The organism is Leeuwenhoekiella sp. H156, assembly GCF_052218455.1.
In the GTDB taxonomy this organism is placed as follows: Bacteria; Bacteroidota; Bacteroidia; order Flavobacteriales; family Flavobacteriaceae; genus Leeuwenhoekiella; species Leeuwenhoekiella parthenopeia.
The window spans coordinates 1,776,741-1,800,302 of sequence record NZ_CP197499.1 but is presented as its reverse complement, the minus strand read 5'-3'; the positions used below and the strand labels follow the sequence as shown (position 1 = coordinate 1,800,302).

Below are 23,562 nucleotides of genomic sequence, written 5' to 3'. Positions count from 1 at the left end.
CCCTCCTCCCGATAGTTATCGGGAGGGAAGGGTTAGGATGGGATATTAGTTTTTCTGCTTATACGCAGCTATGGTTTTATACTTTTCCGCTTTATAAACCGATTCGATTTTTTTGAACATAAAATCCCGGAACGCAAAGCCAGCGACACCGGCTAAAGCGACCAGCGCATAACCAAATACGGGACCTAGCGTAAAATGCCCGATAGCGTACAAAGCGATTGGCAGTAGTAGTTTAGGAATTGTAATCAGCAGGGTTTTCACATTAAATGCCGAACTGTCTCCAAATGCTTTTTTGTTGCTGGTCAAATCAATGGGCGTTTTGATGTATGCGCCACCCAGGAGTACCACGTGTCCATTTACGCCCATATTGTAAATTCCGCCTACCAAAACAGCGGCATAAGCTTCCCAACCAAAATACAGATAGCCCAAACCTAAAATAGTTGACACCGCCGTTGCCAAAACAACCAGCATCCATTTAGACTTTAAATATTCCTGGTATTTGATGTTTTGCGTCATCATCAGCGGATAATAGGCACTGTCCCAACTGGGTACAAACTGTCCAAAACTGAACAGAAAACCTCCGGAAACGAAAATTCCGGCAAAAATCTTCATAAACGGGTTGTCGTAACTTTCAATACCACCGGTAAAAAAGAGCAAACCGTAAAACAAAAATACCACGCTCATAATCACAGTAGTTTTAGACCGCTTGTTGCGCTTAATAAGTTTGATGTCGTTTTTTAAGAAAGTTGCGGTTTTCCCAAAACGATCGAGCCAATCCAGATTTTCGGTTGACGCTTTTTGAGCTTTTACGGCCAAACCGGCATCCAGATACAGGCGCTTCAGAAAATAGCCGTGAGCGACTTTATATAGCGCGATTGCAGCAATTACGGGGATGGCAAACATCCACAGCGTGTCATACAATCCCTGAAAAAAGGGTGCTACATACGGCGTGATGTCAAAAATCCCGTAATACTGAAGGGCTCCAAGTCCCAGAATGACTGACCCCAAACCTACAACCAAAGCCATCGCATCGTTGAGAAACACGTTGATGAAATTGTTTACATAAATAAGCGCCATCATCCCCAAATGCCAGGTAATCACGTGCAGCGGATCATAACCCTGCGCCAGCAACACCACACTAAACGGAATAAAGAAAAACGCGTGTACTATGTTAAAAAACGACAGCATGGTTTTGCCCAGCGCAAAATCTACAATCTTAGACTTATTAAAAGGCAATAAAAGCAAAGGTTTAATATTGACCACCGGCATTTTTTGCAGCATATACTTAATGATCAGGTCGAAAAGCACATAATAAATCATAAACTTATTAAGCGTTTGCAGCGGTTCATAACCTGCTTCCTCAAGACCAAAATAGGCTCCGACACCCGCAAGTGTAAAAAGACCTATAAAATACAGCGCCCCGAGGGCCATAAATATTTTGAGTACCAGATTGGTTTGAAAAGCTGCAGATCTAAAAAAGCTCTTCCATTCCAGATTGATAAAGTGTTTGATCATTGTATTGCCTTTTTTTGAACGTATTGTCACCGCATTAGTGCGAAAATTATAGAATTGTTACAGCGCAAAACGCCTGTGCTTCGTATTTTTGCCCAAATTTTTTGAACTATGAGCGATTTTCACGCACTAACCATACAAGATATTACCCGCGAGACCGATAAAGCAGTGAGCATCACCTTTGGAGTCCCTCAAAACTTAAAAGAGGAATTCAGCTTTAAAGCCGGCCAGTACATCACCCTTAAAACACAAATTGACGGTAAAGAAGTGCGCCGCGCGTATTCGCTGTGTTCTACACCGCAAAGCGGAATGTTGAAAGTTGCCGTGAAAGAGGTTGAAGGCGGAACGTTTTCCGTACTTGCCAATAACAAACTTACAGTTGGTGAATCGCTTGAAGTACACCCACCGGAAGGAAAATTTATCGTAGAAACCAATCCCGAAAATCAGAAGGATTACGCAGCCTTTGCTGCCGGAAGCGGAATCACACCGGTGCTCTCCATCCTTAAAACCGTATTGGAGCAGGAGCCTAAAAGTCGGTTTGTTTTGGCTTACGGAAACAGAGCCGTTGAAGAGACGATTTTCCACAAAGAATTGCTGGAATTACAGCTGAAGTACCCCGAGCGTTTGTTTATCGAATTTATATACAGTCGTAAGCAGGAAACCGATGCGCATTTTGGCCGAATCGAAAAAGCTACCGTCAATTTTGTGCTGAAAAACAAATTCAAATCGCACGATTTTGATCAGTTTTTCCTCTGCGGACCTGAAGAAATGATCAATGGTGTAAAAGGCGTTTTAAAAGAAAACGGAGTTGCAGACGATAAGGTGAAATTTGAACTTTTTACCAGTTCTGATGACGGGGATGAGATCGCTGAAGCCCTTGACGGAGTAACTCAGGTAAAAATCATCTGCGACGATGAAGAATTTGAATTCACAATTCCTCAGGATAAAATTATTCTTGACGCTGCTTTAGAGCACGATATTGACGCGCCGCACTCCTGTCAGGGAGGTATTTGCAGCAGCTGTATTGCCCGCATTACCGAAGGCACCGCAGTAATGCGCAAAAACCAAATCCTTACCGATGATGAGGTTGAAGAAGGTCTGATCCTGACCTGCCAGGCTTTGGCTACCTCAGCAACGCTTACAGTTGATTACGACGAGGTATAGAGCCAAGCCCCCTAACCCCCGAAGAGGGAATTTGCAAAGCTGCGCTTTAAAAAAATTAATCCTCACCCATTTTTGAAATGGGTGAGGATTTTTTTGTTAGGAATATTTCTTTAAAACCTCTTCTACAGGTGTATACTCCAGTTTACCTTCTTTATGTTTCAACAACATCTCATCCATCATCGCTTTATAGCTTTCAGATGGTTCAGGTTCATTAGGAGTTAAGTCGTTTGCTTTCATAGTTTGCTATTATTTAGTAAACCGCGCAATGATTTTTGCTACCGGTTCAATGGCTTTGGTATGTTCAATGGTGGGGCCGGCGACCCAGACGGTTTTATAGGTGGCTTCGGTGGCGGCTTTGGTCACCATATTGGTTCCTTTTAAAAAGCGGAGCATTTTTACATACTTTTTAAGCCATTTGTTTTTATTGAGCAGCTTTTCAATCCAGGTTTGCTCGGTGCCTATTTCCTGCACATAAGGCGTATTGATTACCGTACAGGGTGTACCGCTGATCTTTTGGGTCATCACAATGTCCTGTTTCCCATAATCTACACAGGCTTGCTTGTATTCCTGCGAAACCCCCGCTTCTTCTGATGCAATAAACGGACTCCCGATGCTCACCCTGGCTGCTCCATAGCTCATTTTTTCTTCCAGGTCTGCACGGGTTCCTACCCCGCCTGCAGAAATCACAGGAAGCTTTACCGCTGCATTGAGGCTTTCGATTAGTTTTTTGGGCGAAATGTCTCCACGATGGCCGCCGGCTTCGTTATTTACGGCTATAATGGCATCGCAGCCCAGGCTTTCTACCTTTTTGGCCTGCTCCAGATTGACCACATCGCAAAACACCAGAATGCCTTTTTTATGCGCTTCTTCAATTACCTGCTTGGGATTACCCAGGGAAGTGATGATGAAATCACAACCCAGTTCGCAGCAAACTGCCAACTGATCGGGGTATTTGGTATTTGATTTATTGACAATGAGATTAAAGCCAAAAGCTCCCCCATCTGCTTTTGCGGCTTTAAGTTCGTTAATTGCTTCCCGTAATTCAGGTAAAGTACGGTAGTTGAGCGCCGGGATACAGCCTGCGATCCCGGCCTGCATAGCTGCCTTAACCATGGCTACGTTTGACACGAGAAACATAGGCGCCATAATAATGGGATGCTGAATATGGAGTAACTGCGTAAGGGATGCTTTCATGGTCAACTAATTGATTTCTAAAGTTAGTTTTTTAATCAGCTTTCCTGTTTTAAAAGCGTATTAAAAAGCAGTTTTTAAAATGGTAGTTGCAAACCGCGTGAGGGATAGTAGCGGAAAGCTTTATGCCTATTGCAAATGGCATAAACTTGTAGCGGATAGCCTGCCTGACGGCAAAGGCAGGCCCGACCCGCAGGGTCACGCCCAAATCTGATAATCGGAAGTAAAAAAAGAGATTACCTGTACTGGATAGTTTACGCTAAAACCGTTTTGATACGATCAACTACCTGTTGCGGTTTAATGCTGTACATCGCCTTCTCGTAGCCTGCAGGGACTTTATTGCCATAAACCGAAGTGGGAATCGCCGGAAATTGCTCGCGGTCTGCCACTAACTGATTTTCGGGAGGTTGGCCGTAGGGCGTAAAACCCAAATACGGATGCGTCACGCCCCAAATCGTAACTACCGGAATGCCGAAAAGCGCGGCAAGATGGCCATTACCGCTATCCATCGCCAGCATGGCGTCGAGATGGGAAATCAAGGCGAGTTCTTCAGCAAAGCTGAATGTACCCGCAACCGAAACGCAGTTGGGATACTTGTCAGCAAAAGATTGTAGCTTTTGAGTCTCTTCTGCCCCACCGCCAAACAGGATGATTTTATAGGATTCACGGTTCAATTGGGACAGGACAACATCCATTAACTCCAGTGGATAGTGCTTACCGGCGTGTGCCGCAAAAGGCGCGACGCCCAGCCATTTGTAGGGTTCGTGACCTATATGCTCCCGAATACTGTCGGTAATAGCTTGTTTTGGTAGGAATTCGCTGCCGGTTAGTTGCACGGGGTATCCTAAGCTTTCAAAGACTTCGGCATAACGCGCGTGGGTGCTTTTTAAGGCTCTGAAATCCTTATTGATCTCCCGGGTTAAAGCTTTCTTTTCGGCCCTGCCTTTATCAATTTGTGCCGATTTACTTCCGCGTAAGCGAAAAAAAGACCTTAGTACATTAGAGCGGATCACGTTATGCAAATCGGCAATCGCAGTAAACCGGGCGGGATCCAGGTCTTTATACAGTTTATAGAGCCCAACGGCTCCCTTATACCTGCCCTTAACATCTGCACCAAAGAAATGCACACGCTCCAGCGGTTCAAAAAAAGGCGCAAAAAAAGGCCTTGACACCACCGTAATCTCCAAATGGGGATAGGTACGTGTCAAGGCGATTAATACGGGTACGGTCATCGCCACATCCCCCATTGCTGAAAGGCGTATGCACAGAATATGGGGATTTTGGGCAACCGGCATTTACTTCTTGCTTTGGCTGCGCAGCACAGGATTGAGTTCCTCGTCGTTGTACATTTTCATCTGCTTGTAGACTTTCATATACTTGTCACCGTTTTCGATATCGCGCACCAGCGTGTCTATCGCTGTACATAAATCAACACGCTGCTCGATAAGCACGTCGAGTTTGTTCTGACAGGCGATTTTGTGCTCGTCTGAGGCATCTTCGCGGTTAGCCTCCTCTTCCATGTGGTACATTTTTAGGGTGAGAATCGCGAGACGGTCTAGCGCCCAGGCCGGACTTTCGGTATTGATGGTTGCCGAATCCTTAGGCTCTATATTGCGATACAGTTTCAGGAAATAGCTGTCTATATACTCCACCATATCGGTACGATCCTGGTTTGAAGCGTCGATTTTTCGCTTGAGCTCCAGCGCATCAACGGGATCGATTTGCGGATCGCGAATAAGGTCTTCATAATGCCACTGCACCGTATCGATCCAGGCTTTGCGGTAGAGCAAATGCTCTAAAAAGTCAACATCGGTGTCGTACGGGTTGTCAAAAGGCTGATCAACGCGGTCTTTAATGTGGTAATCGTCTACAGCGCGCTCAAATATACGTTTTGCGGTATGTGTAATCATGGCTGGTTATTTTTCTAATATGTGTAAATATTCGGTTGTACCGGTTGCTTTATGATTGCGGTTTTCGGTCTTGTCGGCTTTAAAACGCTGATACGATGTGGTGACCAAATCGTATTTGCCATACCGCTGCATAATCGCTTTTACGGTTTCGGCAGGCATTAAGCCCTCATTATTGTAACTCAGGAAAATCGTTTTAAAATCGGCCTGCTTAATCAATTCTTCAAATGCCGTTGCGACCTCAATTTTGCTGCAAAAAGCACTTTTTTTATAGCTCCGCAACCCGGTTTTTCCTTTGGGTACAAAGGTATCTTTTTTTGCGATAGTATTGAGCACATGATAATTGGCGCCATACTGCCGTGCGTTGTAGGGCGGGTCGAGGTATAAAATATCGCCCGAAATAGCTTTGATGAGTTCGTTGCTGTTTTGGTTGTAAACCGAATGATCACCCGGGGAGATTTCAAACTCGGCGGGTTTTAGGATCAAGGTGTTTTGAGCTGATTTTTTCAGTTTTTTTAAATAAGCGCCATAAACCGAAGCCGTATTGGCAACCTTATCGGCACTCTCCAGCAAACTGGCCAACAGAAAAAAATACACGTCTTCGTTTATTTCGCCCTGCGAAAACCAGGCTTCAATCTGGGTGCGGATCGCGTCTATTTTTTTGCCGTTTTCGGCTGAAAAATACAATCGTCCCGCTTTTCCATCCTCGCTATAGGTATTGAAGATAAAACCTGCTTTTGGTGGGAGATTTTCTAATTCTTCAATATAGGCTGAAGCATTAACCGGCTCATTGTTGCCGATGTAATTTCGATTTAAGACATAGCTGTAAAACTCCAGATCGTTTGCGATCACCCCGTTGACCAAAGGTTTAAACGTGCGTCCCACACTGCCCGTACCGGCAAACAAATCGCAGAAAACGAGCCTTGATAAATCAGGCCCACACACGTCACTGATGCTGCTGAGCAACCAGGAAGAAAGTTTATGTTTGGAGCCTATATAATTCATCGTACTGCCCAGATGCTATCTGAAAAAACGGTTTTTGAGTCGGTTGTTGAAACTGTAACTAATTTTGAGGCATCAAAAGTACTCACATAATCTGCAATAAGCCCTTGCAACCAGGATATTTCTGCCTTTAACCGGTAATGCCTTCCGTCTGCTTGATGCACGATTAAAAAAAGCCGGTTTTCCAGGTGAAAGCGCCTGCCGGTGCTTTGATGCGTATACAGCCAGTTGATGAGCTGTGCCGGGTTTGCTTTCGCGAAAGCGAGATCCTGATCAAAAGCCTTTGGAAAAACGGAAGTTTTCAGGTCAAAATTAATCCCGTTTATGCTAAAATCAACCAGACGGTCTTTGGCATTTTTTGCCGGTACGACTCCCGGTTGCTCGCAAAAAATCTGTTCAACAGCACGGGCGCTCCAGTAATTGTACCAGCGATTGAGCGCATAGTTTAAGAACCCCTGTTTGTCAAATTCTGAAGTTTCTGTCCGCGAGATGCGTTCCAAAACGCTTTCAAATTGCCAAAAATCATAGATAAAATCACTGCGCTGGTCCCAGGCATCGTTTTGTTTTCTATACCAGATATTGGGATAAAGCCAGCGCTTTTTGAGTTCGCACTCCAGCTGACCAAGATTTAAGCGCCCCACCAGACTGCGCAAAAAGGCATAAGCAACGCCATCCAAAGAATCATTTCTTTAAACCAGAAGCTTTTGCTTGTTTCTATATAGGTGGCCGCGATGATCGCCAGCGGACCGAATAAAAAATACAATTCACTGCCATCACGCACCGGTGCGAGAAACAAGGCGATGAAAATCGCAACCAGCGAACTGATGAAGGTAAGCAGATAGGAAGCCTTTAATTTTTGACTCACGTCGCTTATCTGCGATACATACCGAAAACCACACCACAGGTACAGTGTGAGAATTAATGAGGTTGGCAATAACAGTCTCAGATTGTTAAAAGACGAAAAATCGTAGGTTGGCAGTTGCACATAATTACGCGCAAAAACCCCAGCTCCTTCATAATACAGACTAAAGGTTAACACCAATATAAAAACCGTAAACAGGCCCGCAAACGGAAGCAGCCAGTTGCGATATTCATTGGGAGAATAAAATACAATAGCAAAGTAGAGTACCACTATAAAAAGAAGGCTCCAGAAAAAAAACAGGGAGGCTACAGCAATCCAGAATGCGGCGTCAAAAATTTTCTTTTTCTGATCTTTTTCAGATTTGAGACTTATGATTCTACGCAAAGCCAGAAGCACAAACAAGCCCGACAAGACCATATCATTATTGAAAAAAGTTTGTGGAATGGCCAGGGTAAAACAGGCGAAAAAGAATACAATGTAAGTCGTTCTGCGGGTTAGGGTGTTGCGTTTCACAACAAAATTGAGAACCCCCAGCGAAAACAAATACAGTAATAAAAACATAAACCGACTCAAAATACCCAGAGCCGTTAACTCGTAATATTCTGAAAGTGTGTAATATCCTGTGAGAAACAGAATCACACCCAGCACGATTACTGCGAAATTTATAGGTTTTGAAGCGCCAAAAAAGCTTGTTAGCATTGTAGTTTTTTCTATTTTTGCAACGCACAACTCAAAATAACGGGTGCGGCATTCGTAATCAGGATGTAAAAGTATACAATTATGGAATTGAAAGATTTATTTTACGGTATTCAGGATTTTTTTGTCAATGTAGCTTTTGCTCCTTTAGACTGGATTCGTGAATTACAGGACAGCAGCTGGGTAGCCGCAAACCTGATTAATATTGTGTTTATCATTGTAGTTTCAGTTGCGTTTGTGTACTGGTGCATACAGCTTAACAAATTTGACAGTCAGGAACATCACAACCTTAACAGCTAGTTTTTGTTCCCTTATCATAGTAAAAAAGCCCCGAATTACGGGGCTTTTTTAGTTCTATGCTTTTGGTTTTACAAATCAAAACCAATGTCTTTGCGGTAGTTCATCTTATCAAATTTGATTTTTTCAATGTTTTTATAAGATGTTTTAAGTGCCTCCTTAAAATCTTCGTGAAGCGAAGTCACCGCCATCACACGCCCTCCGGAAGTAACCACTTCTCCATCTTTTAGATGGGTACCTGCGTGAAAAACCAAAGAGTCTGTAACTGTCTCTGAACCGGTTAAAACCTTCCCTTTTTCATAAGCTTCGGGGTAACCGCCGCTTACAAGCATTACCGTAGCTGCAGATCTGGGGTCTAAATCAAGCTCGACCTCATCGAGTTTTTGTGCGGCAACTTTTTCAAAAACGTCTACGAGATCATTTTTGATACGCGGCAGCACGACTTCAGTCTCCGGGTCGCCCATACGCACATTGTACTCAATCACTTTAGGATCGTCCCCTACTTTGATGAGTCCGATAAAAATAAAGCCCTTGTACTCTATTTCTTCGGCCTTTAAGCCTTCAATAGTAGGTTTTACGATTCGGTTTTCAATTTTTTCCATAAAGGCTGCGTCTGCAAACGGAACCGGAGAAACCGCTCCCATACCCCCGGTATTCAGGCCTTTATCGCCCTCACCAATACGCTTGTAATCTTTCGCCGTAGGCAACGTAATGTAATTTTTACCGTCTGTAAGCACAAAAACGCTGAGTTCAATGCCGTCCAGAAATTCTTCAATTACCACGGTTTCACTGGCAGCACCAAACTTTTTATTGGTAAGCATATCGGTGAGTTCGGCTTTGGCTTCGTCGAGATCATTCAGAATGACCACACCCTTACCGGCTGCAAGTCCATCTGCTTTCAACACATACGGAGGCTTCAACTCTTCTAAAAATGCTTTTCCGGCATCGAGACTTTCGGCTTTAAAACTCTCGTAAGCTGCTGTAGGAATGTTGTACAGCGCCATAAACTCCTTAGCACGTTCTTTACTGCCTTCGAGCAATGCACCGCGTTTTGACGGACCAATTACCGCAACGTGACCAAGTTCCTTATCATTTTTAAAGAAATCATACACCCCGTGAACCAGCGCATCTTCGGGACCTACGACCACCATATCTATGTTTTCGTTTAAAACCAGTTTTTTGATCGCCTCAAAATCGGTTACCGAAATATCAACGTTAGTCGCGATACCGGCTGTACCGGCGTTACCCGGAGCCACAAAAAGCTTTTCACATTTAGGACTTTGAGCGATTTTATAGGCAAATGTATGTTCACGCCCGCCGGCGCCCAGAATAAGAATATGCATCAGATGAGCTTAAAAATTAATTAAGCCTCAAAAATAAATGTTTGTAAATTGACCTACTAATTTTAGTCTTGTGAATTTAACCAACCTCAGTCTGCGCCTTAACGGCTATAATATCGCCGCCGCAAAACGCAAATTGCAGCAATTGCAGGCTGAAGTAGAACAGGATTTTTCCGCCTATACAGAAGCCCGAAAAACAGAAATCCTAAGGCATCATCTTGCTGAAAATCCCTTTTACCAGAATTTAGCCGGAAAAGTTACAGACTGGAATTCCCTGCCTGTATTGACCAAAAGTGATTTGCAGCAACCGCTTTCCAAACGTCTTTCTAAAGACTTTTCTGAAAAAAACATTCACAAACACAAAACTTCGGGCTCGTCGGGTCATCCCTTTATTTTTGCCAAAGACAAATTTGCGCACGCGCTTACCTGGGCTTCTATTCAGGATTTATATAACGGGCTGGGGATTGACATAGGCCTAACGGAAGCGCGTTTTTATGGCATTCCAAAAAGCGGTATCGATCATTTTGGAGAGCGGTTTAAAGACTTTTTAGGTAATCGCTATCGGTTTCCCATTTTTGACGCTTCGCCCGAAAATTTTGAAACCTTTATACGCCGTTTTAAAACCGGGGCTTACGGCTACCTCAACGGTTACACGAGTTCGCTGTTGCTGTTTGCAAAATTTTTGGCCGAAAAAGATCTGGTTCTGAAACGTATTTGCCCGAGCCTTACCCACTGCATTGTCACTGCCGAAATGCTGTTTCCGGAAGATTTGGCGTTGCTTGAAAACCAGTTTGGCGTACCCGTTATCAATGAATACGGTGCTTCCGAAACCGGAATTATTGCAATAGGCAATGCCGAAAGCGATTTACAGATAGACTCCAGACTGATTTTTGTGGAAATTCTGGATGAGAACAATAAGCCGTTGCCTGAAGGTGTTTCGGGTAAAATCGTGATTACGGCGCTATTCAATAAGGCGCATCCTTTTATCCGCTACGAAATAGGCGATCTTGGAGCTTTGAGTTTGAAGAATGGCTTGCCGGTTTTAAGCAAACTGGAAGGTCGTGTGGGCGATTATGCACTGTTACCTGACGGAAAAAAGATTCCCGCACTGGCGTTTTACTATGTGACCAAAGAAATCATTTCAGATACGGGCTCGGTCAAGGAATTTGTGATTCATCAGTCTAAGCCTGATCGCTTTGAGATTGCATATGTGGCTGATAAGGCTTTCGCGGAAGCGGAACTCCAAAAAATAAAGCGTGCATTACTGCATTATCTGGGACAGGAAGTCAGTATCACAATAGAACAAAAAAAATACCTGGACCGAAGCACGCGCGGTAAGCTGAAGCAATTCACCCGAAGTTTTTAATTGCGGTATTTCACAAAGCCGTTGTACGCCCAGCAAGCCATATAATAAGCCGATTGTAAGGGATTTAAATTTGCAAATTCCCGGTAAAACTGCCATTGGTATTTGAGCAGGGCTGCCTTGTTGCGTGAAAGCGAACCCTTACGTATTCGGTACACCGCGAGCGGCTCCTGAATGCCGTATGCGTAGCCGGTTTCCTTTAAATACTGCAGCCACAAACCCATATCCTGACGCTTTTTAATCAAGGGCATGTACTTTTTTCCAAGCTGCGAAATGTCGATAAAAGCCGTAAGACAACTGATGGAATTGCTTTTTAAAATATCGGTATAGCTTACCCGTTTCGGTACTATAAAATCTGAAAGATAGGGCTGCAGATTTTCATCTAGGCGTTGATACGAACTAAAGACAAAAGCGTGATCCTTTGTAGCCTCAAGACTGCGCTCTAAAAAACGGGGAAACCACAAATCATCGGCGTCAATAAAGGTTAGGTAACTGCCCTGAGCCAGCTCAATACCGTGATTGCGTGCCAACGCGGGGCCCAAATTTTCAGGCTGTTTAAAATAGGAAATGCGCGCATCTGCATCAGCCAGTTTGCTTATAATTTCAAGAGTTGCATCTGTAGAGCCGTCGTCCACGAGCAGTAACTCCCAGTCTGTGATGCTTTGGTTTTGAATAGATTTTACAGTCGCTTCAATATATGCAGCCGAGTTGTAACAGGGCGTTACAATCGAGATTAGCGGAACGTTAATAGGCTTTTTTATCGCCATAGATGACCTGTAAAAATGTTTTAGCGATAATACGCAGATCCATCAAGATAGACCAGTTTTCCACATAAAAGATATCGAGGCGCACCCGGTTTTTGATATCATGTTTGGTTTCGATCTCCCCGCGATAGCCGCTAATTTGGGCAAGACCTGTGATTCCGGGTTTTACCAGATGGCGCAACATAAATTTATCGATCTGTGAGGCAAAATCAATAGTGTGGCTCAGCATATGCGGCCTTGGGCCTACTACAGACATATTACCCATCAACACATTATAAAACTGCGGGAATTCATCAAGACTCGTGCGTCTCAAAAACTTACCCACACGCGTGGTACGTGAATCGTTGCGGCTCGCCTGCTGAGCATGGGCATTCGAATTTACCGCCATAGACCTGAATTTGTAACAGTAAAACTCCCTGCCGTCAAGACCGTTGCGCAATTGTTTAAAAAACAGCGGACCCTTATTGTCAAAGTAAATAACTACTGCAAGCAAGGGGGTTAACCAGGATAAAACACCAACAATTACAAAAACCGAAATTACAACATCCAGTAAACGCTTTAAAAACAGGTTGATAGGTGAGTCTAGCGAAAGCGTACGCAAGGCAAGAATAGGCGTATACCCGTAGTACTGAAAATCCATCTTCTTGGTGAAGATGTCCTTGTTGTCCGGCAGGAACTTCAGTTTGACCAGATGATTGTCTGCAAAATTAATGAGCTGCTTGATTTCATTGTTTGAAAGCTCTGCAACCGAACAAAAAATCTCTTCAATTCGTTTTTCAAGAACAAAATGCTGAATCTCGTCAAGTCTTATCTGTTCATTTTTAAGGTCAAAATTCTGAACCATTTTAAAGCCGTAGGCCTTATTATAGTTGAAAAAATCCTTAAGTTTTTCAGTTTTTGCATTGCGGCCAATGATAATCACCTGTACATAATCTGCCCCCAATCGCGTTCTAAATTTCTTTCGAAGATTAAAAACAAGAATTTTAAAAAGCGCGATGCTTATCATAGCAACCAACAGAAAACTGAAAATATCGGTTAGCGCTATATCGATTTCGTTAAAAATCCCAAAGAACGAGAGCGTGTATAGTAAAACAAGAAATAATTGCCGGCTAATAAGTCCCAAAATACGTACCAGCGGAGTAAATCTATACACTTTATAAAAACCAAAACCTACTGTGGTAATGAGCCAGGCAAAGACGCTGTAAACTGAAAATATCAGCAAGGCACGGGTGGGCAAGTGCAGTAAAAGTGCGCTTACCAGGATGACAACGAGATCAAAAAGTGCAATGGCCGGCTGCAGCAGGTAATTGTGTCTGATGGATTTTTCGTTCATAAATACAGGTATTCCCAAAGGGGCAAACGGGCTAAAATTACTAAAAGATTTCCGGTAAGCGCTAAACTCACAAATACATAATCAAATAAAATGGAAATGATCTGCTCTATTTCAAATTATGATAATATCTTTTCGCCCCGAAAAAGCTCCTAAGGCTTGAAAAGACCTTTAGAAATTGAACCTACTCTATGCAGAAAATCAAAATAGTGCACCTTGTTGAAGCTTTAGGAGGCGGTGTGTACACCTATTTTATCAATCTAACTCACGTGCTCGCTGCCGACTCCCGGTTTGAAGTAACCGTTATCTATAGTGACAAGCGCGAACAGATTGATCCAGGTCGGGTGGCAAAGGATTTTCATCCCCAAACAAAGCTTATTGTAATCCCAATGATGCGGGAGATCAGCCCTTCAGGAGATTACAAGGCTTTTAAGGCCATCCGAAAGGAACTGCATAAAATTAAACCGGATGTTTTACACGTGCATTCCTCAAAAGCCGGTATCCTGGGTCGTTTTGCGCATTTATCTTCACGTGGTATTCATGCAAAACTCTTTTACACTCCTCACGGATTTTCGTTCCTGAGAAAGGATGTTAGCAGATTAAAACGTTTCGCCTTTTATTTTATAGAAGTTTGTACACAAAAAATAACAGGTGGCACTATAATAGCCTGTGGTGATACGGAGTTGGAATTTTCAAAAAAAATAGGTCCGGCACTTTTGGTACGCAACAGCATCAATCATGATTATATTACATCAAAACTAAAGCCCAAGGCTGAACAGATAAAAAAAGTAGGGATTCTGGGTCGTATCACGGCTGCTAGAAATCCCGGCATGTTTAATGATCTTGCCTTGCAACATCCGGAAATTGAATTTGTATGGATTGGCGATGGTGAATTAAGGCACCTGCTCACTGCACCAAATATTACCATTACCGGTTGGTTTAAAAACCGTGCTCAGGCTCTCGAGATTCTTGAAGAGCTTGATCTATATGTTCAAACCTCGCTTTGGGAAGGTCTTCCCATTGCGGTACTGGAAGCGGCAGCTCGTGAAATTCCGATAATCGCAACACACATCATCGGAAATCAGGATGTCGTGAAATCAGGTCGAACCGGTTGCCTTTTTGAGGACGCAGAAAGTTTTGAAGCCTGCTTAGATGCGCTACAGCCTAAAGCCGTTAGGGAAAAATTAGGTCAGGCTGCTGCAAAAAGAAACCGTTTGCTTTTTGACAGTACGATTAATTTTAGCAAGCTCGGCGAAATTTATTTGAAGGCTTATTCTCAATAAAATCGTCAAAGTGATGCAGATGTACGCTCCCGGCTTTCCCGGTCAAAAAGATAGGCCTGTGCAAAAAAAGACAGCCAGAAACCGCTAAATGTAATTCCGTCAAAGCGTATTAAAAAGTCATCTACCAAGTTTGCTGAGGCGAATAATACAAAAAAGAAAATGCACAGCACCTGCTGCGTTTTAAGGCCTATCCAAGCAAAAGCTCCTATATAAATTAAGCAGATTAACAGACCCAGAATTCCAAATTTGATCCAGAAATCCAGGTATTGATTGTGCGCCGGAAAATCATATTTAGCTAAAAACTGTTGATCGCTATTTTTGTAATATCGATTTAATTCCTGTTTTCCGTCTGCTGCGCCTACTCCAATCCAGGGATGTTGTTTTGCAACTTCAAAAGCCGATTGCCAAATACTTAAACGGGTTACTAGTCCATTAAAAACCATTGCTTCCGGATTCTCGAGTTCGTCAATTTTTCCTACTTTATCCATATGAGCAAAGGTCACCGAAGAAAATTTTTGAATACTGTAGGGAAACAGTTTTACAAAACCCAATCCGAGCACTGCAAAAAGTATGAGTCCTAATGCCAGTTTCTTCATTATTTGCAGACTAAAGGCTTTTCTGTTTTGATAAATGCTTATCAAAACGATCCCGAAAAAAGCGCTTGCAATAGCGAGTCTGGTATTGATGTAAAAGAGTAGTATTATTGAAATTATTAAGAAAAACAAGCGTAAGAGAAGACTTGAAATACCTGAATCTCTTGTTCTGTTTATAAAAAAATAGAAGTTAATTACTACTGTAAACGCCACGTGCATATTAAGTGCTGGAGCATGATTCCCTGTCGAGCGGGCAAAAGCATAACCCATTTCCCAAAGGTCATCACCGTTCAGGTATTTGGTAAATAATTCGGGCTCTATCCAAGCAAAACGGAACAGACAAAACAACAGAATAATTGTGGTAAGCCAGGCGTAATAACGCAATACGCGTTGTACATTAAATCTGTGGGTCTGGCTGAGCAAGCATATAGGAAACAGCACTAAACTCAGGCGTTTTTCTGCGTGTTTTAAGCCTTCCATTAGGCTTTCGTTATTCCACAAAAAAAGGAGGTCAAGCAAAAAAGGACTCGCTATCACAACCATAATAAGAACACGATTCCGTGTAAATCGCATGCGCTTGTAAAACAAAAGATTATAGGCCGCAAATAGAATGAGTAAAAGCGTTGCCGGCATTCTGAAAATCAAGGATGCACTGAGAATTACGAGCCATATATTGTAACTAAACCGGTATGTTCTTTCTGAAATAATCATAATACAGCGCAATATAGATAAGAGGAAGAAATCCCATTTTATGTTTTACTGCCGAACCCAAATCGGGCTCAAAAACACCCTGAATGATAAAATAGGCCATTGTGAAATGAAAAATCCAGAACATTCGCGGATACTGCTTCTGTTTGCGTAAGCAATTTGCATATCCCCATAATAGCAGTAAAATCAGAATTAGTTGCCAAACTACGAAAGCCAGTATTTGAGGTTTTAGTAAAAATCGCAGTCCATTTACAGGAAAATTAACAGTGAAAAAACCATAGGTAATGCTTGCCGCCTCACCATACCAGGAGTCAACCTCAAAAGGGGGTTCTATTTTTGAAGATGCTTCTGTACTAAAAAGCCGTTCATCGTTAACCCTATCACGACTTATCTCACTTAGGTAAGATCCGCTGATGAAGCCGTATGAAAGTGACATAAAAATGGCGGCGAACAAACCAATGAAAAACGTAAAAACCAATTTATTCTTTAGTCGGATGCGGCTCACTACGTAAAAAAGCACACTCAGAATAGGAATCATCAGGTAATACAGGCGGTATATGGAACCAAAAAGTATAAACCACAACAAACAACACAGAATGAATGTAGAATTGCTTTTAATTTTTTTGAGGAAAATAATTGGTATGGCAGCCACAAAAAGAAAATTAATAAACTCTTTGGACGGCATCGAAACATAGATTGCAAGCAGCAAAAATGAGAGCCAAACAACTCCGTTTTTAGCAGTAAGTTTCCTAAATCCTGAGGGCACACCTATTTTAAATAATACATAAAAAAGGATGCTTAATTGTAAAAACCCAACTAAAGCATAGGGCAAAAACTTGAGACCCGTATATTTATAAAAGGCTATAGTTAATGGGTAGCTGCCCCACCATCCTATTTCATTATAAAGATCAACAGTTAAAATAAAGGCATCATTATAAAATCGGTCTGGCAAAAAGAGTGGCGCCGAAACTCCGATACCAACAGCCAGAATTGATAAACACGCAAAAAACAAATAATCTTTGTTTAGGTATCGGGTTTTATGTAGATCGAATTCATTCAAACCAATTCTTACCAATTTAAAACATAATGGGTGTTCATTGTGATATATCTCTAATGCTAATTCAACACTGGAAAAGCAGATTTACGAATCTCTCTTTCAACGTATGATCAATTTCATTTTATCTTTTGTTGCTACGAAACCTATAACAGCTAAATTCCAAAAAGCGATAGCAACACCGGAAGCAATTGCCGCTCCTTCAATACCGTAGATTGGAATTAAAATCAAATTCAATATAAGGTTTATTCCAACAGCGATAAGCAGTATGTATTGAAACTGCCGGGCTCTTCCGGTCATATTAAGATAAATTGCTGCCATCCCGGAAATAGTGCTGATCAAATAGCCCAAAGCTAAAATTCTAAGAGCATTATTAGCCTGTGTGTAGCTTTCGCCAAAAAAACCTAAAATAAATTCCGGAAAAATTAAAAGTACCAAAAGTGGTGGCAGGGCCAGAACAAAAATAAGTCGGGATGCACGCTTTAGGAGCGCTTTTAACGCACTTGTGTCGTTCAATTGGTACTGATGTGCCAGATTAGTGGCAAAAAGCGCATTTATGGTATTTAAAACCGTACTTACGATCAAAACCAGCTTTACAGCAGTCGCATAATAAGCTACCTGAGCATAATCGGTATATTTTTTTAAAATAATGATATCGATACTCAACAACAGGAAAAAACCCAAACTGCTTACCGCCATTGGAAAGGATTTTTTTAAAATACCAAGACTTTTTATGGGTTCTACAGCCGTATTTTTTTCCTTTTTCTTCCACACCAACAAACTGCTGATGACTGCGAGCAACACAAAACTCCCCAAAAATACCAGATAAATGTATGATCCTGCGCGGAAGACTTTCAGTAGAATAATTCCTATTAAAAAAGGGGCATATTTGACGATTCCTCTAAATAATTCGGAACGATTGATTTGCCCGTAGGCCCTGAATAATTCGGTATTTAAAGCTGATACAGCATAGAAAAACAATCCGGCCGAGGTGAATAAAACAAGACGTTTTGCCTGCACATCTTCAAAAAAGCTGGTAAACACCTCTTCGGGCAGGCTGAAGACCAGCAGCATAATCAAAAGCGAGCACAAAAAAATCATAAAGATCATCTTGCGGTATATCAACCTCAGCCCTGCTAAATTCTGAGATGCCTTTAAAACCCCGGCGTGATGTAGGATTGCCTGATCAAAACCCAAAACCACAAGGCTACCCCCTATAAGCAATAAGCTGCGTACCAGCTCATACTCACCTACATATTTGGGATCAAAAAAATTGGTTAGAAAAAGAGAAATACCCAGTAAAACAGCTACCCCCACGCCTCTTAAAATAAGGGCTAATAAACCCTGAGTGTTTTGTTTAAGAAACGGTAGAAACTGCCGGGGTTTTATCATTCATCAATACGTGAAGCGGTTTTATGATAAAATCTAAGAACCACGCTGAACAGCAGATAGCCTGCAATGAGCAGGATGGGTAACCAAACGGCTTTGTAGTAAAATAGCGTTTTACTTTGGGTAAGCTTAGGAGTGTTAACAATGCAGACTAAACAGTCATCCCCCTCGTTTTGGGCAATTAAGAGTCTGTTCTTTTTAAAAATAGAATCCTTAACCCAAAGTAAAGAAGCCAAATCAAAATCTTCGTAGTTGGTATATGCGCTGCCTGTTTGTGTATCCTTTAAACTCCTGTTTATATTGAGCAGGAGGCTGTCTATCTGGGCAATAGCAAAGGTATTGGATTCAATCTGAGACGTGTTGATTTCCTGTATTTGAGCAAGATTATTCCGGTAATATTCGCTGCGGGAAAAAAGATCTAAAATAGCCGTTGCGTCCTGCAAATCTGCACGATCATCAACAATCAGGTCTATTTTATGAAGTTCGTAGTTAGATCGTAGCGCTTCTGACTGTAAAAGCGGTTTTGAGCTGTTTACCTCATCGAGAAACATCATGATCTGCTCGTCGTCAAGCACTTTAAATTTTTCCAGAATTTCAGAAAGATCCACAACGGGTTCTATTTCTGCAGACTGAATGTGAGGGAACTCAGAAGTTTGCTCAAATTCCTGCAAAGTATGGTAAACAAATGCGGTACTGCCGGCATTCAATTTTACCAGCAGCTCTACTTTTTTGGTCGCTGAAGTAGCCAGCTGCCAGATTAAACCAAGACCTATTCCTGCAACAAGTAAAATCCCAAGGATTAATGCGCGTTTTAAAACAAAGCGTAAGCATCTAAAAACAAACATTCCAAGAGCATTAAAGCCCGATTTGAAACCCTCTTTGAGGTCTATCAATTCAATGTCGTTAGTAGCGCGTTTTCCTGCCATTACTCGCTGAAAATTTGTTCTAAAATACGCTCGGTTATCAAATACGTGGGTTTTACCCCCGTGGTCCCCAAACCTCCTGAAGCCAGTGTGCTTCCCGTCTCAAGCGGATTATCTGAGGCATAATAGGCATAACGTACTTTTACCGTATCGCTAATGCTTCCGCGGAGTTTTGCTGCTGCCTGTATGGCTTTTTGATAATGTGCGCCTTCCATCTCAAGACCTATGACATTCCAGGTGCTTTCGTAGAAAAAGCGCAGAATATCCCGGTTTTGAAGCGAAGTTCCCAAAACGGTAATCATCGCACCATCACATACCGAAATGCCGTGCCCCTCTAAATGTTCTTTCTTTAATTGATTTTCAAAAGGATAATTATCTGCTGTACCTTCAAACAAATGGGCTTTTGGGATCATAATATCTCCCTTTCCGCCTTCAAGAATGCCTGCCTTACCCATTATCGAAATTGATTTTACATCGAGATGTACGTTTTCGCGCTTGTTTTCGTAAGGCTTCAGCAATTCTTCCATCGTCTCGTAAGCCTGCTCGCCAAAAGCATAATCCATCACGATAATAACGGGTTCTTTCCCTTCAGGATAGGAAGCTTTAGTGCAGAAGTTATTCTGCTTTAAATCGAGTTTTTTAGTATCAAAAATCTGAATGTCTATGTTTGTACCGCTTTGATCGCGCAGAAAAATCATTCCGTTTTGCTGCGCGGTTTTCTCCACTCGGGCACGCAGTTTGGCGCTCCCGGGATTGCTTAGCGTCTCATAAATCTCGAGATTTTCCTTTTTGGCCATTTCCTTTTCAAGGGCAACCGGCGCAAAGAGCGTATTCATCACGCTGTGCATATTGGCACTGATGATGTGAATGGGTCTGCGCAGCAAACCTTTGGCCTCCAGTTCAGTTTTTATGGCATTGGCCCAGATCTCCCCGTGAATGTGATGCCCCAGGCGTTCGCGCAGCAAGGGTGAAAAAGTCACCAGCCTTTTGTCGCTGTCGAGGGCTTCTTCAATAGCTCGCTTGCCCAACCAGTAAATGAGCTTCAAAAAGCGCTTTTCATTATTGGGTACCGAAAATTTAGTGTAGATGGCCGAAGCTTCCTGAAAGGTTCTGCCCAGAATATTTGCGGTATGTGTGAGGGCAATCTCCCGATCCTCACGGCTCAGCGGTTCTTCATCGAGCACGGCTTTTTCCAGCTTTTTCCAGTCGCGGGTAGTATGCCCTTCCTCATTGATCACCACACGTTTCATGATCTTATGCGATTCGATAAACAGAAACGTAAGGTGGGTTAAAATATCATAGATCTCCGAGCGGCCGCGGGTGATTTCAATGTTCATCTGCTCCTCGTCAATACGATAGCAATTGCGGCGGCGCTTGGGAGGTATAATGGGTTTAAAATGAGAATTTTTATAGCCCTCATCACTGGTTAAATTGATATAACGGCATTCTTCAATCCCCTCCGGAAGACGGTCTATAACGTACAACAAACCGTTAAGTTCTACCTTTTCTTCGGCAATGGTGCCGTAAATCTCCGGTCTTAAAATAAGCAGCGCCTCACGCAAGGTTTCACCTGAAATACCCATAGGTTTATAAAACCCGCGATTAAACAGATGTCGCATGGTGATATACATACGCTCTATTGCTGCAGAAGATTCCTGCGCCCGTGTTCTGCTTTCCTGTTTTAAAATACTCATGAAGCCAAATATACTTTTTAAAAATTAAGTTGCTCTAAAGCCTCGGCAATATTCCGGTCGTTAGACAGTCTGGGGAGTTTATTCTGCCCGCCCAGTTTGCCTTTTGATTTCATATACATATTGAAGCCTCCCGGCTGAATTTTTCGGATCTCGAGTCGCTTCAAGACGTTACCCGCAATGAGATCGTAGTAATAACTGTTTTGTTTTTGCAGGTTTTCATCTATCGCTTTCGCGAAAGCATTAAGGTCTTGAGGCTCGCGGTCAAACTCGATAAACCATTCGTGATAGGGTAATCCTGAAGCCGGATTGATTTGCGGGGCGACTGTAAACTCACTTACCTGAACCTGGTGCTCTATCGAAGCTTCCGTAAGGGCTTCTTCAACTTCCTTGCCGATCACGTGCTCCCCAAAGGCTGAAATAAAATGCTTAATGCGGCCGGTAACTACTACCCGATAAGGTTTCAGGCTTGTAAACATCACGGTGTCTCCTACATTATATGCCCACAAACCTGAGGTGGTAGAAATAATCATCACATAATTTACCCCTAATTCAACCTGGGTAATGCTCAGACGTTCCGGGTTCTCTTCAAAAAACGAATCGGCTTTTACAAACTCATAGAAAATACCGCTATTTAGCAGCAAAAGCATGCCCTTTTCGCTTTGCGAATCCTGAAAGGCAAAAAAGCCTTCACTGGCCGGATAAAGCTCAATGCTGTCAACCTTTCGGCCTATGAGGTTTTCAAACTTTTTACGATACGGCTCATAATTTACCCCGCCATAAATAAACAGTTCAAAATTTGGAAAAATGGCACCTACAGGAAGGTCTCGCCTGGCTTTTAGCCGTTCAAAATACATCTGCACCCAAGAAGGAATCCCGCTAATGACGGTCATATTTTTGTCATGGGTTTCCTCGACGATGGCATCTACCTTGGTTTCCCAATCGTCAATACAGTTGGTTTCCCAGGAAGGCATCCGATTGCGTTGCAGATAACCGGGCACATAATGCGCCACAATACCAGACAAGCGCCCGGTTTTGATGCCATTTTTAGTCTGAAGCTCGGGACTGCCCTGTAAAAAGATCATTTTGCCGTCTACAAAATCACTATTTCCCGTATCTGCGATATAATGCAGGATTGCATCACGTGCAGCATTCACGTGCATAGGCATAGACTCGGCGGTGATGGGAATGTATTTGGCTCCGGAAGTTGTGCCCGAAGTTTTAGCAAAATACTCCGGTAAACCCGGCCATAAAATATCTGGTTTACCGGCAACCACCTGTTCTACATAGGGCTTCAGCTCTTCATAATCTCTGATGGGAACCAGCTTTTTAAATGCCTCGTAGCTCTCTATGGCTTTAAAATTATGATCCTCACCAAATCGTGTTTTTTCAGCTTTGCTGATTAAATATTCAAAAACCTGTTGTTGTGAGGCGCCGGGATTCCGGCTCCACTTTTTGGTTTTGGATACGATGTATTGGGCAAAGATTTTCGCCGAAATTGATTTAATAGACATTATTCAAATGCGATATAATTAGTAGGATCTACGGGGTAGCCGTTATTCCACAATTCAAAATGCAGATGCGGCCCTGTAGAGAGCTCGCCTGTAGAGCCTGCAATGGCCACCACCTCCCCTGCTTTTACCAGATCACCCTGACTTTGGGTAAGTGAAGCGTTGTGTTTATAAACCGAAATCAAATTGTTGCCATGCTCTATGATTAACACGTAGCCGGTATCTGCCGTCCATTCTGAAAAGATAACGGTACCGTCTGCAACTGCTTTTACCGGTTCATTTTTAGGAACCACCACATCTACTGCGTAATGGCGTTCATCTACGTCGTAGCCTTCAGTAATATTACCTTTTACAGGCGGAAACAGTGAAAAACTTACTGTAGGTGAAGCCGGATCAAAAAGGTTATAGCGGTCTTCATTTGCTACCTGTTCCCGTAAAATACTGTCTTCTTTAGAAACCCGAAACTCGAGTCCGGCTGTATCTCTGGGCTCTGTTAATGCAATAGAGTCCTTGTTGAAATTGACCTCTGCCACATCACCGGTAAGCACTCTTTTAATGCTGGCCAAATATTGCTGATTGATGTCGAGCTGCCGCTTAAGAGAATCGGTCTCAAACATTAATGCGGTGGCCTGTCTTTTTAATCTTACCGAAGAATAGCCCGGTATATATTCGCGCAGTGGTGTATAGGCAATGAGTATTGTGGTCAATGCGATAAGAATGATCGCAGAAAAGCCTACTAAAATAAACACGTTGAGACGGGTGAGTTTTAAGGAGACGCGTTCCTCAAAAGTGTCTTCATTTAAAATCAACAACCGATACTTGTGCAGCAGTCGCTTCTTTAATTTCTTACGCTCTTTGGTTTTGGCCATGATTTAAACGTGCTTTAGTTGCATACCTCTAAGGTCTCAATTAACGTATGCGTCAACAAATATAAAATTTAAAAAGGCGTTTGCCTACTGCTAAAGTTTTTGATACTACAACG

Annotated in this window: 23 protein-coding genes; 5 read left to right on the top strand and 18 right to left on the bottom strand. The window is 42.6% G+C overall.

Features of this window, described 5'->3' with window-relative positions:
* Positions 1–45: 45 nt before the first annotated feature.
* The gene (locus tag ACSSS3_RS07750) at positions 46–1,515 is read right to left on the bottom strand and encodes a DUF5687 family protein (protein ID WP_442847090.1); all 1,470 of its coding nucleotides are present in this window, start codon (positions 1,513–1,515) and stop codon (positions 46–48) included.
* 108 nt (positions 1,516–1,623) lie between these two features.
* Between ACSSS3_RS07750 and ACSSS3_RS07745 the strand changes: the two genes are divergently transcribed.
* Positions 1,624–2,676: a 2Fe-2S iron-sulfur cluster-binding protein gene (locus ACSSS3_RS07745; protein WP_442847089.1), complete on the top strand. Its 1,053-nt coding sequence runs from the start codon at positions 1,624–1,626 to the stop codon at positions 2,674–2,676.
* A gap of 96 nt (positions 2,677–2,772) precedes the next feature.
* Here the strand turns inward: ACSSS3_RS07745 and ACSSS3_RS07740 are convergent, their stop codons facing one another.
* Both ACSSS3_RS07740 and ACSSS3_RS07735 read right to left on the bottom strand, forming a co-directional pair.
* A complete protein-coding gene (locus ACSSS3_RS07740) occupies positions 2,773–2,913 on the bottom strand; it encodes a hypothetical protein (protein ID WP_442847088.1) in 141 nt (46 codons plus the stop codon).
* A 9-nt stretch (positions 2,914–2,922) separates the two neighbouring features.
* Positions 2,923–3,870 (bottom strand): NAD(P)H-dependent flavin oxidoreductase, encoded by a 948-nt coding sequence (locus tag ACSSS3_RS07735; protein WP_442847087.1) that lies wholly within the window; start codon positions 3,868–3,870, stop codon positions 2,923–2,925.
* 79 nt (positions 3,871–3,949) lie between these two features.
* Here ACSSS3_RS07735 and ACSSS3_RS07730 point away from each other — a divergent pair, with 79 nt between their 5' ends.
* Positions 3,950–4,081: a hypothetical protein gene (locus ACSSS3_RS07730; protein ID WP_442847086.1), complete on the top strand. Its 132-nt coding sequence runs from the start codon at positions 3,950–3,952 to the stop codon at positions 4,079–4,081.
* Positions 4,082–4,121: 40 nt separating this feature from the next.
* Here ACSSS3_RS07730 and ACSSS3_RS07725 read toward each other — a convergent pair whose 3' ends face one another.
* From ACSSS3_RS07725 to ACSSS3_RS07705, 5 genes are read right to left on the bottom strand one after another with little or no spacing between them, the layout of a single operon-like run.
* Positions 4,122–5,162, bottom strand: a complete 1,041-nt coding sequence (locus ACSSS3_RS07725; protein WP_442847085.1) for a glycosyltransferase family 9 protein — start codon at positions 5,160–5,162, stop codon at positions 4,122–4,124.
* Positions 5,163–5,777, bottom strand: a complete 615-nt coding sequence (locus ACSSS3_RS07720) for a DUF4254 domain-containing protein (protein ID WP_442847084.1) — start codon at positions 5,775–5,777, stop codon at positions 5,163–5,165.
* A gap of 6 nt (positions 5,778–5,783) precedes the next feature.
* Positions 5,784–6,779 carry a DNA adenine methylase gene (locus ACSSS3_RS07715; RefSeq protein WP_442847083.1) on the bottom strand — a complete coding sequence of 332 codons (996 nt, stop codon included), beginning with the start codon at positions 6,777–6,779 and terminating at the stop codon, positions 5,784–5,786.
* Positions 6,776–7,453 carry a hypothetical protein gene (locus tag ACSSS3_RS07710; RefSeq protein ID WP_442847082.1) on the bottom strand — a complete coding sequence of 226 codons (678 nt, stop codon included), beginning with the start codon at positions 7,451–7,453 and terminating at the stop codon, positions 6,776–6,778. Before ACSSS3_RS07710 ends, ACSSS3_RS07715 begins: the two co-directional genes overlap by 4 nt.
* The gene (locus ACSSS3_RS07705; protein WP_442847081.1) at positions 7,405–8,337 is read right to left on the bottom strand and encodes a DUF6427 family protein; all 933 of its coding nucleotides are present in this window, start codon (positions 8,335–8,337) and stop codon (positions 7,405–7,407) included. The genes ACSSS3_RS07710 and ACSSS3_RS07705 overlap by 49 nt, the downstream gene beginning before the upstream one ends.
* Before the next feature lie 81 nt (positions 8,338–8,418).
* Between ACSSS3_RS07705 and ACSSS3_RS07700 the strand changes: the two genes are divergently transcribed.
* Positions 8,419–8,634 carry a DUF6341 family protein gene (locus tag ACSSS3_RS07700; RefSeq protein ID WP_442847080.1) on the top strand — a complete coding sequence of 72 codons (216 nt, stop codon included), beginning with the start codon at positions 8,419–8,421 and terminating at the stop codon, positions 8,632–8,634.
* 68 nt (positions 8,635–8,702) lie between these two features.
* Here ACSSS3_RS07700 and purD read toward each other — a convergent pair whose 3' ends face one another.
* The gene (purD, locus tag ACSSS3_RS07695) at positions 8,703–9,974 is read right to left on the bottom strand and encodes a phosphoribosylamine--glycine ligase (protein WP_442847079.1); all 1,272 of its coding nucleotides are present in this window, start codon (positions 9,972–9,974) and stop codon (positions 8,703–8,705) included.
* Positions 9,975–10,044: 70 nt separating this feature from the next.
* Between purD and ACSSS3_RS07690 the strand changes: the two genes are divergently transcribed.
* Positions 10,045–11,337 carry a phenylacetate--CoA ligase family protein gene (locus ACSSS3_RS07690; RefSeq protein ID WP_442847078.1) on the top strand — a complete coding sequence of 431 codons (1,293 nt, stop codon included), beginning with the start codon at positions 10,045–10,047 and terminating at the stop codon, positions 11,335–11,337.
* Here the strand turns inward: ACSSS3_RS07690 and ACSSS3_RS07685 are convergent.
* Both ACSSS3_RS07685 and ACSSS3_RS07680 read right to left on the bottom strand, forming a co-directional pair.
* Positions 11,334–12,101: a glycosyltransferase family 2 protein gene (locus ACSSS3_RS07685; protein ID WP_442847077.1), complete on the bottom strand. Its 768-nt coding sequence runs from the start codon at positions 12,099–12,101 to the stop codon at positions 11,334–11,336. The genes ACSSS3_RS07690 and ACSSS3_RS07685 overlap by 4 nt on opposite strands.
* Positions 12,079–13,431, bottom strand: coding sequence for an exopolysaccharide biosynthesis polyprenyl glycosylphosphotransferase (locus ACSSS3_RS07680; RefSeq protein ID WP_442847076.1), 1,353 nt, complete (start codon positions 13,429–13,431; stop codon positions 12,079–12,081). The genes ACSSS3_RS07685 and ACSSS3_RS07680 overlap by 23 nt, the downstream gene beginning before the upstream one ends.
* A 188-nt stretch (positions 13,432–13,619) precedes the next feature.
* Between ACSSS3_RS07680 and ACSSS3_RS07675 the strand changes: the two genes are divergently transcribed.
* Complete coding sequence (locus ACSSS3_RS07675; RefSeq protein ID WP_442847075.1) at positions 13,620–14,711, top strand: glycosyltransferase; 1,092 nt, start codon at positions 13,620–13,622, stop codon at positions 14,709–14,711.
* 5 nt (positions 14,712–14,716) lie between these two features.
* Here the strand turns inward: ACSSS3_RS07675 and ACSSS3_RS07670 are convergent, their stop codons facing one another.
* The 7 genes from ACSSS3_RS07670 to ACSSS3_RS07640 all read right to left on the bottom strand — a co-directional run bounded on the left by ACSSS3_RS07670 (position 14,717) and on the right by ACSSS3_RS07640 (position 23,449).
* Positions 14,717–15,784 (bottom strand): O-antigen ligase family protein, encoded by a 1,068-nt coding sequence (locus ACSSS3_RS07670; RefSeq protein WP_442847074.1) that lies wholly within the window; start codon positions 15,782–15,784, stop codon positions 14,717–14,719.
* A 199-nt stretch (positions 15,785–15,983) separates the two neighbouring features.
* Positions 15,984–17,072 carry a hypothetical protein gene (locus ACSSS3_RS07665; RefSeq protein ID WP_442847073.1) on the bottom strand — a complete coding sequence of 363 codons (1,089 nt, stop codon included), beginning with the start codon at positions 17,070–17,072 and terminating at the stop codon, positions 15,984–15,986.
* A gap of 96 nt (positions 17,073–17,168) precedes the next feature.
* Entirely contained in the window at positions 17,169–18,458 is a 1,290-nt protein-coding gene (locus tag ACSSS3_RS07660; protein WP_442847072.1) for an MATE family efflux transporter, read from the bottom strand.
* Positions 18,455–19,381, bottom strand: coding sequence for a hypothetical protein (locus ACSSS3_RS07655; protein WP_442847071.1), 927 nt, complete (start codon positions 19,379–19,381; stop codon positions 18,455–18,457). Before ACSSS3_RS07655 ends, ACSSS3_RS07660 begins: the two co-directional genes overlap by 4 nt.
* Complete coding sequence (locus ACSSS3_RS07650; protein ID WP_442847070.1) at positions 19,381–21,072, bottom strand: DUF6909 family protein; 1,692 nt, start codon at positions 21,070–21,072, stop codon at positions 19,381–19,383. Before ACSSS3_RS07650 ends, ACSSS3_RS07655 begins: the two co-directional genes overlap by 1 nt.
* A gap of 17 nt (positions 21,073–21,089) precedes the next feature.
* Positions 21,090–22,583: a GH3 auxin-responsive promoter family protein gene (locus ACSSS3_RS07645; RefSeq protein ID WP_442847069.1), complete on the bottom strand. Its 1,494-nt coding sequence runs from the start codon at positions 22,581–22,583 to the stop codon at positions 21,090–21,092.
* Positions 22,583–23,449 carry a M23 family metallopeptidase gene (locus ACSSS3_RS07640; RefSeq protein ID WP_442847068.1) on the bottom strand — a complete coding sequence of 289 codons (867 nt, stop codon included), beginning with the start codon at positions 23,447–23,449 and terminating at the stop codon, positions 22,583–22,585. Before ACSSS3_RS07640 ends, ACSSS3_RS07645 begins: the two co-directional genes overlap by 1 nt.
* Positions 23,450–23,562: the final 113 nt, after the last annotated feature.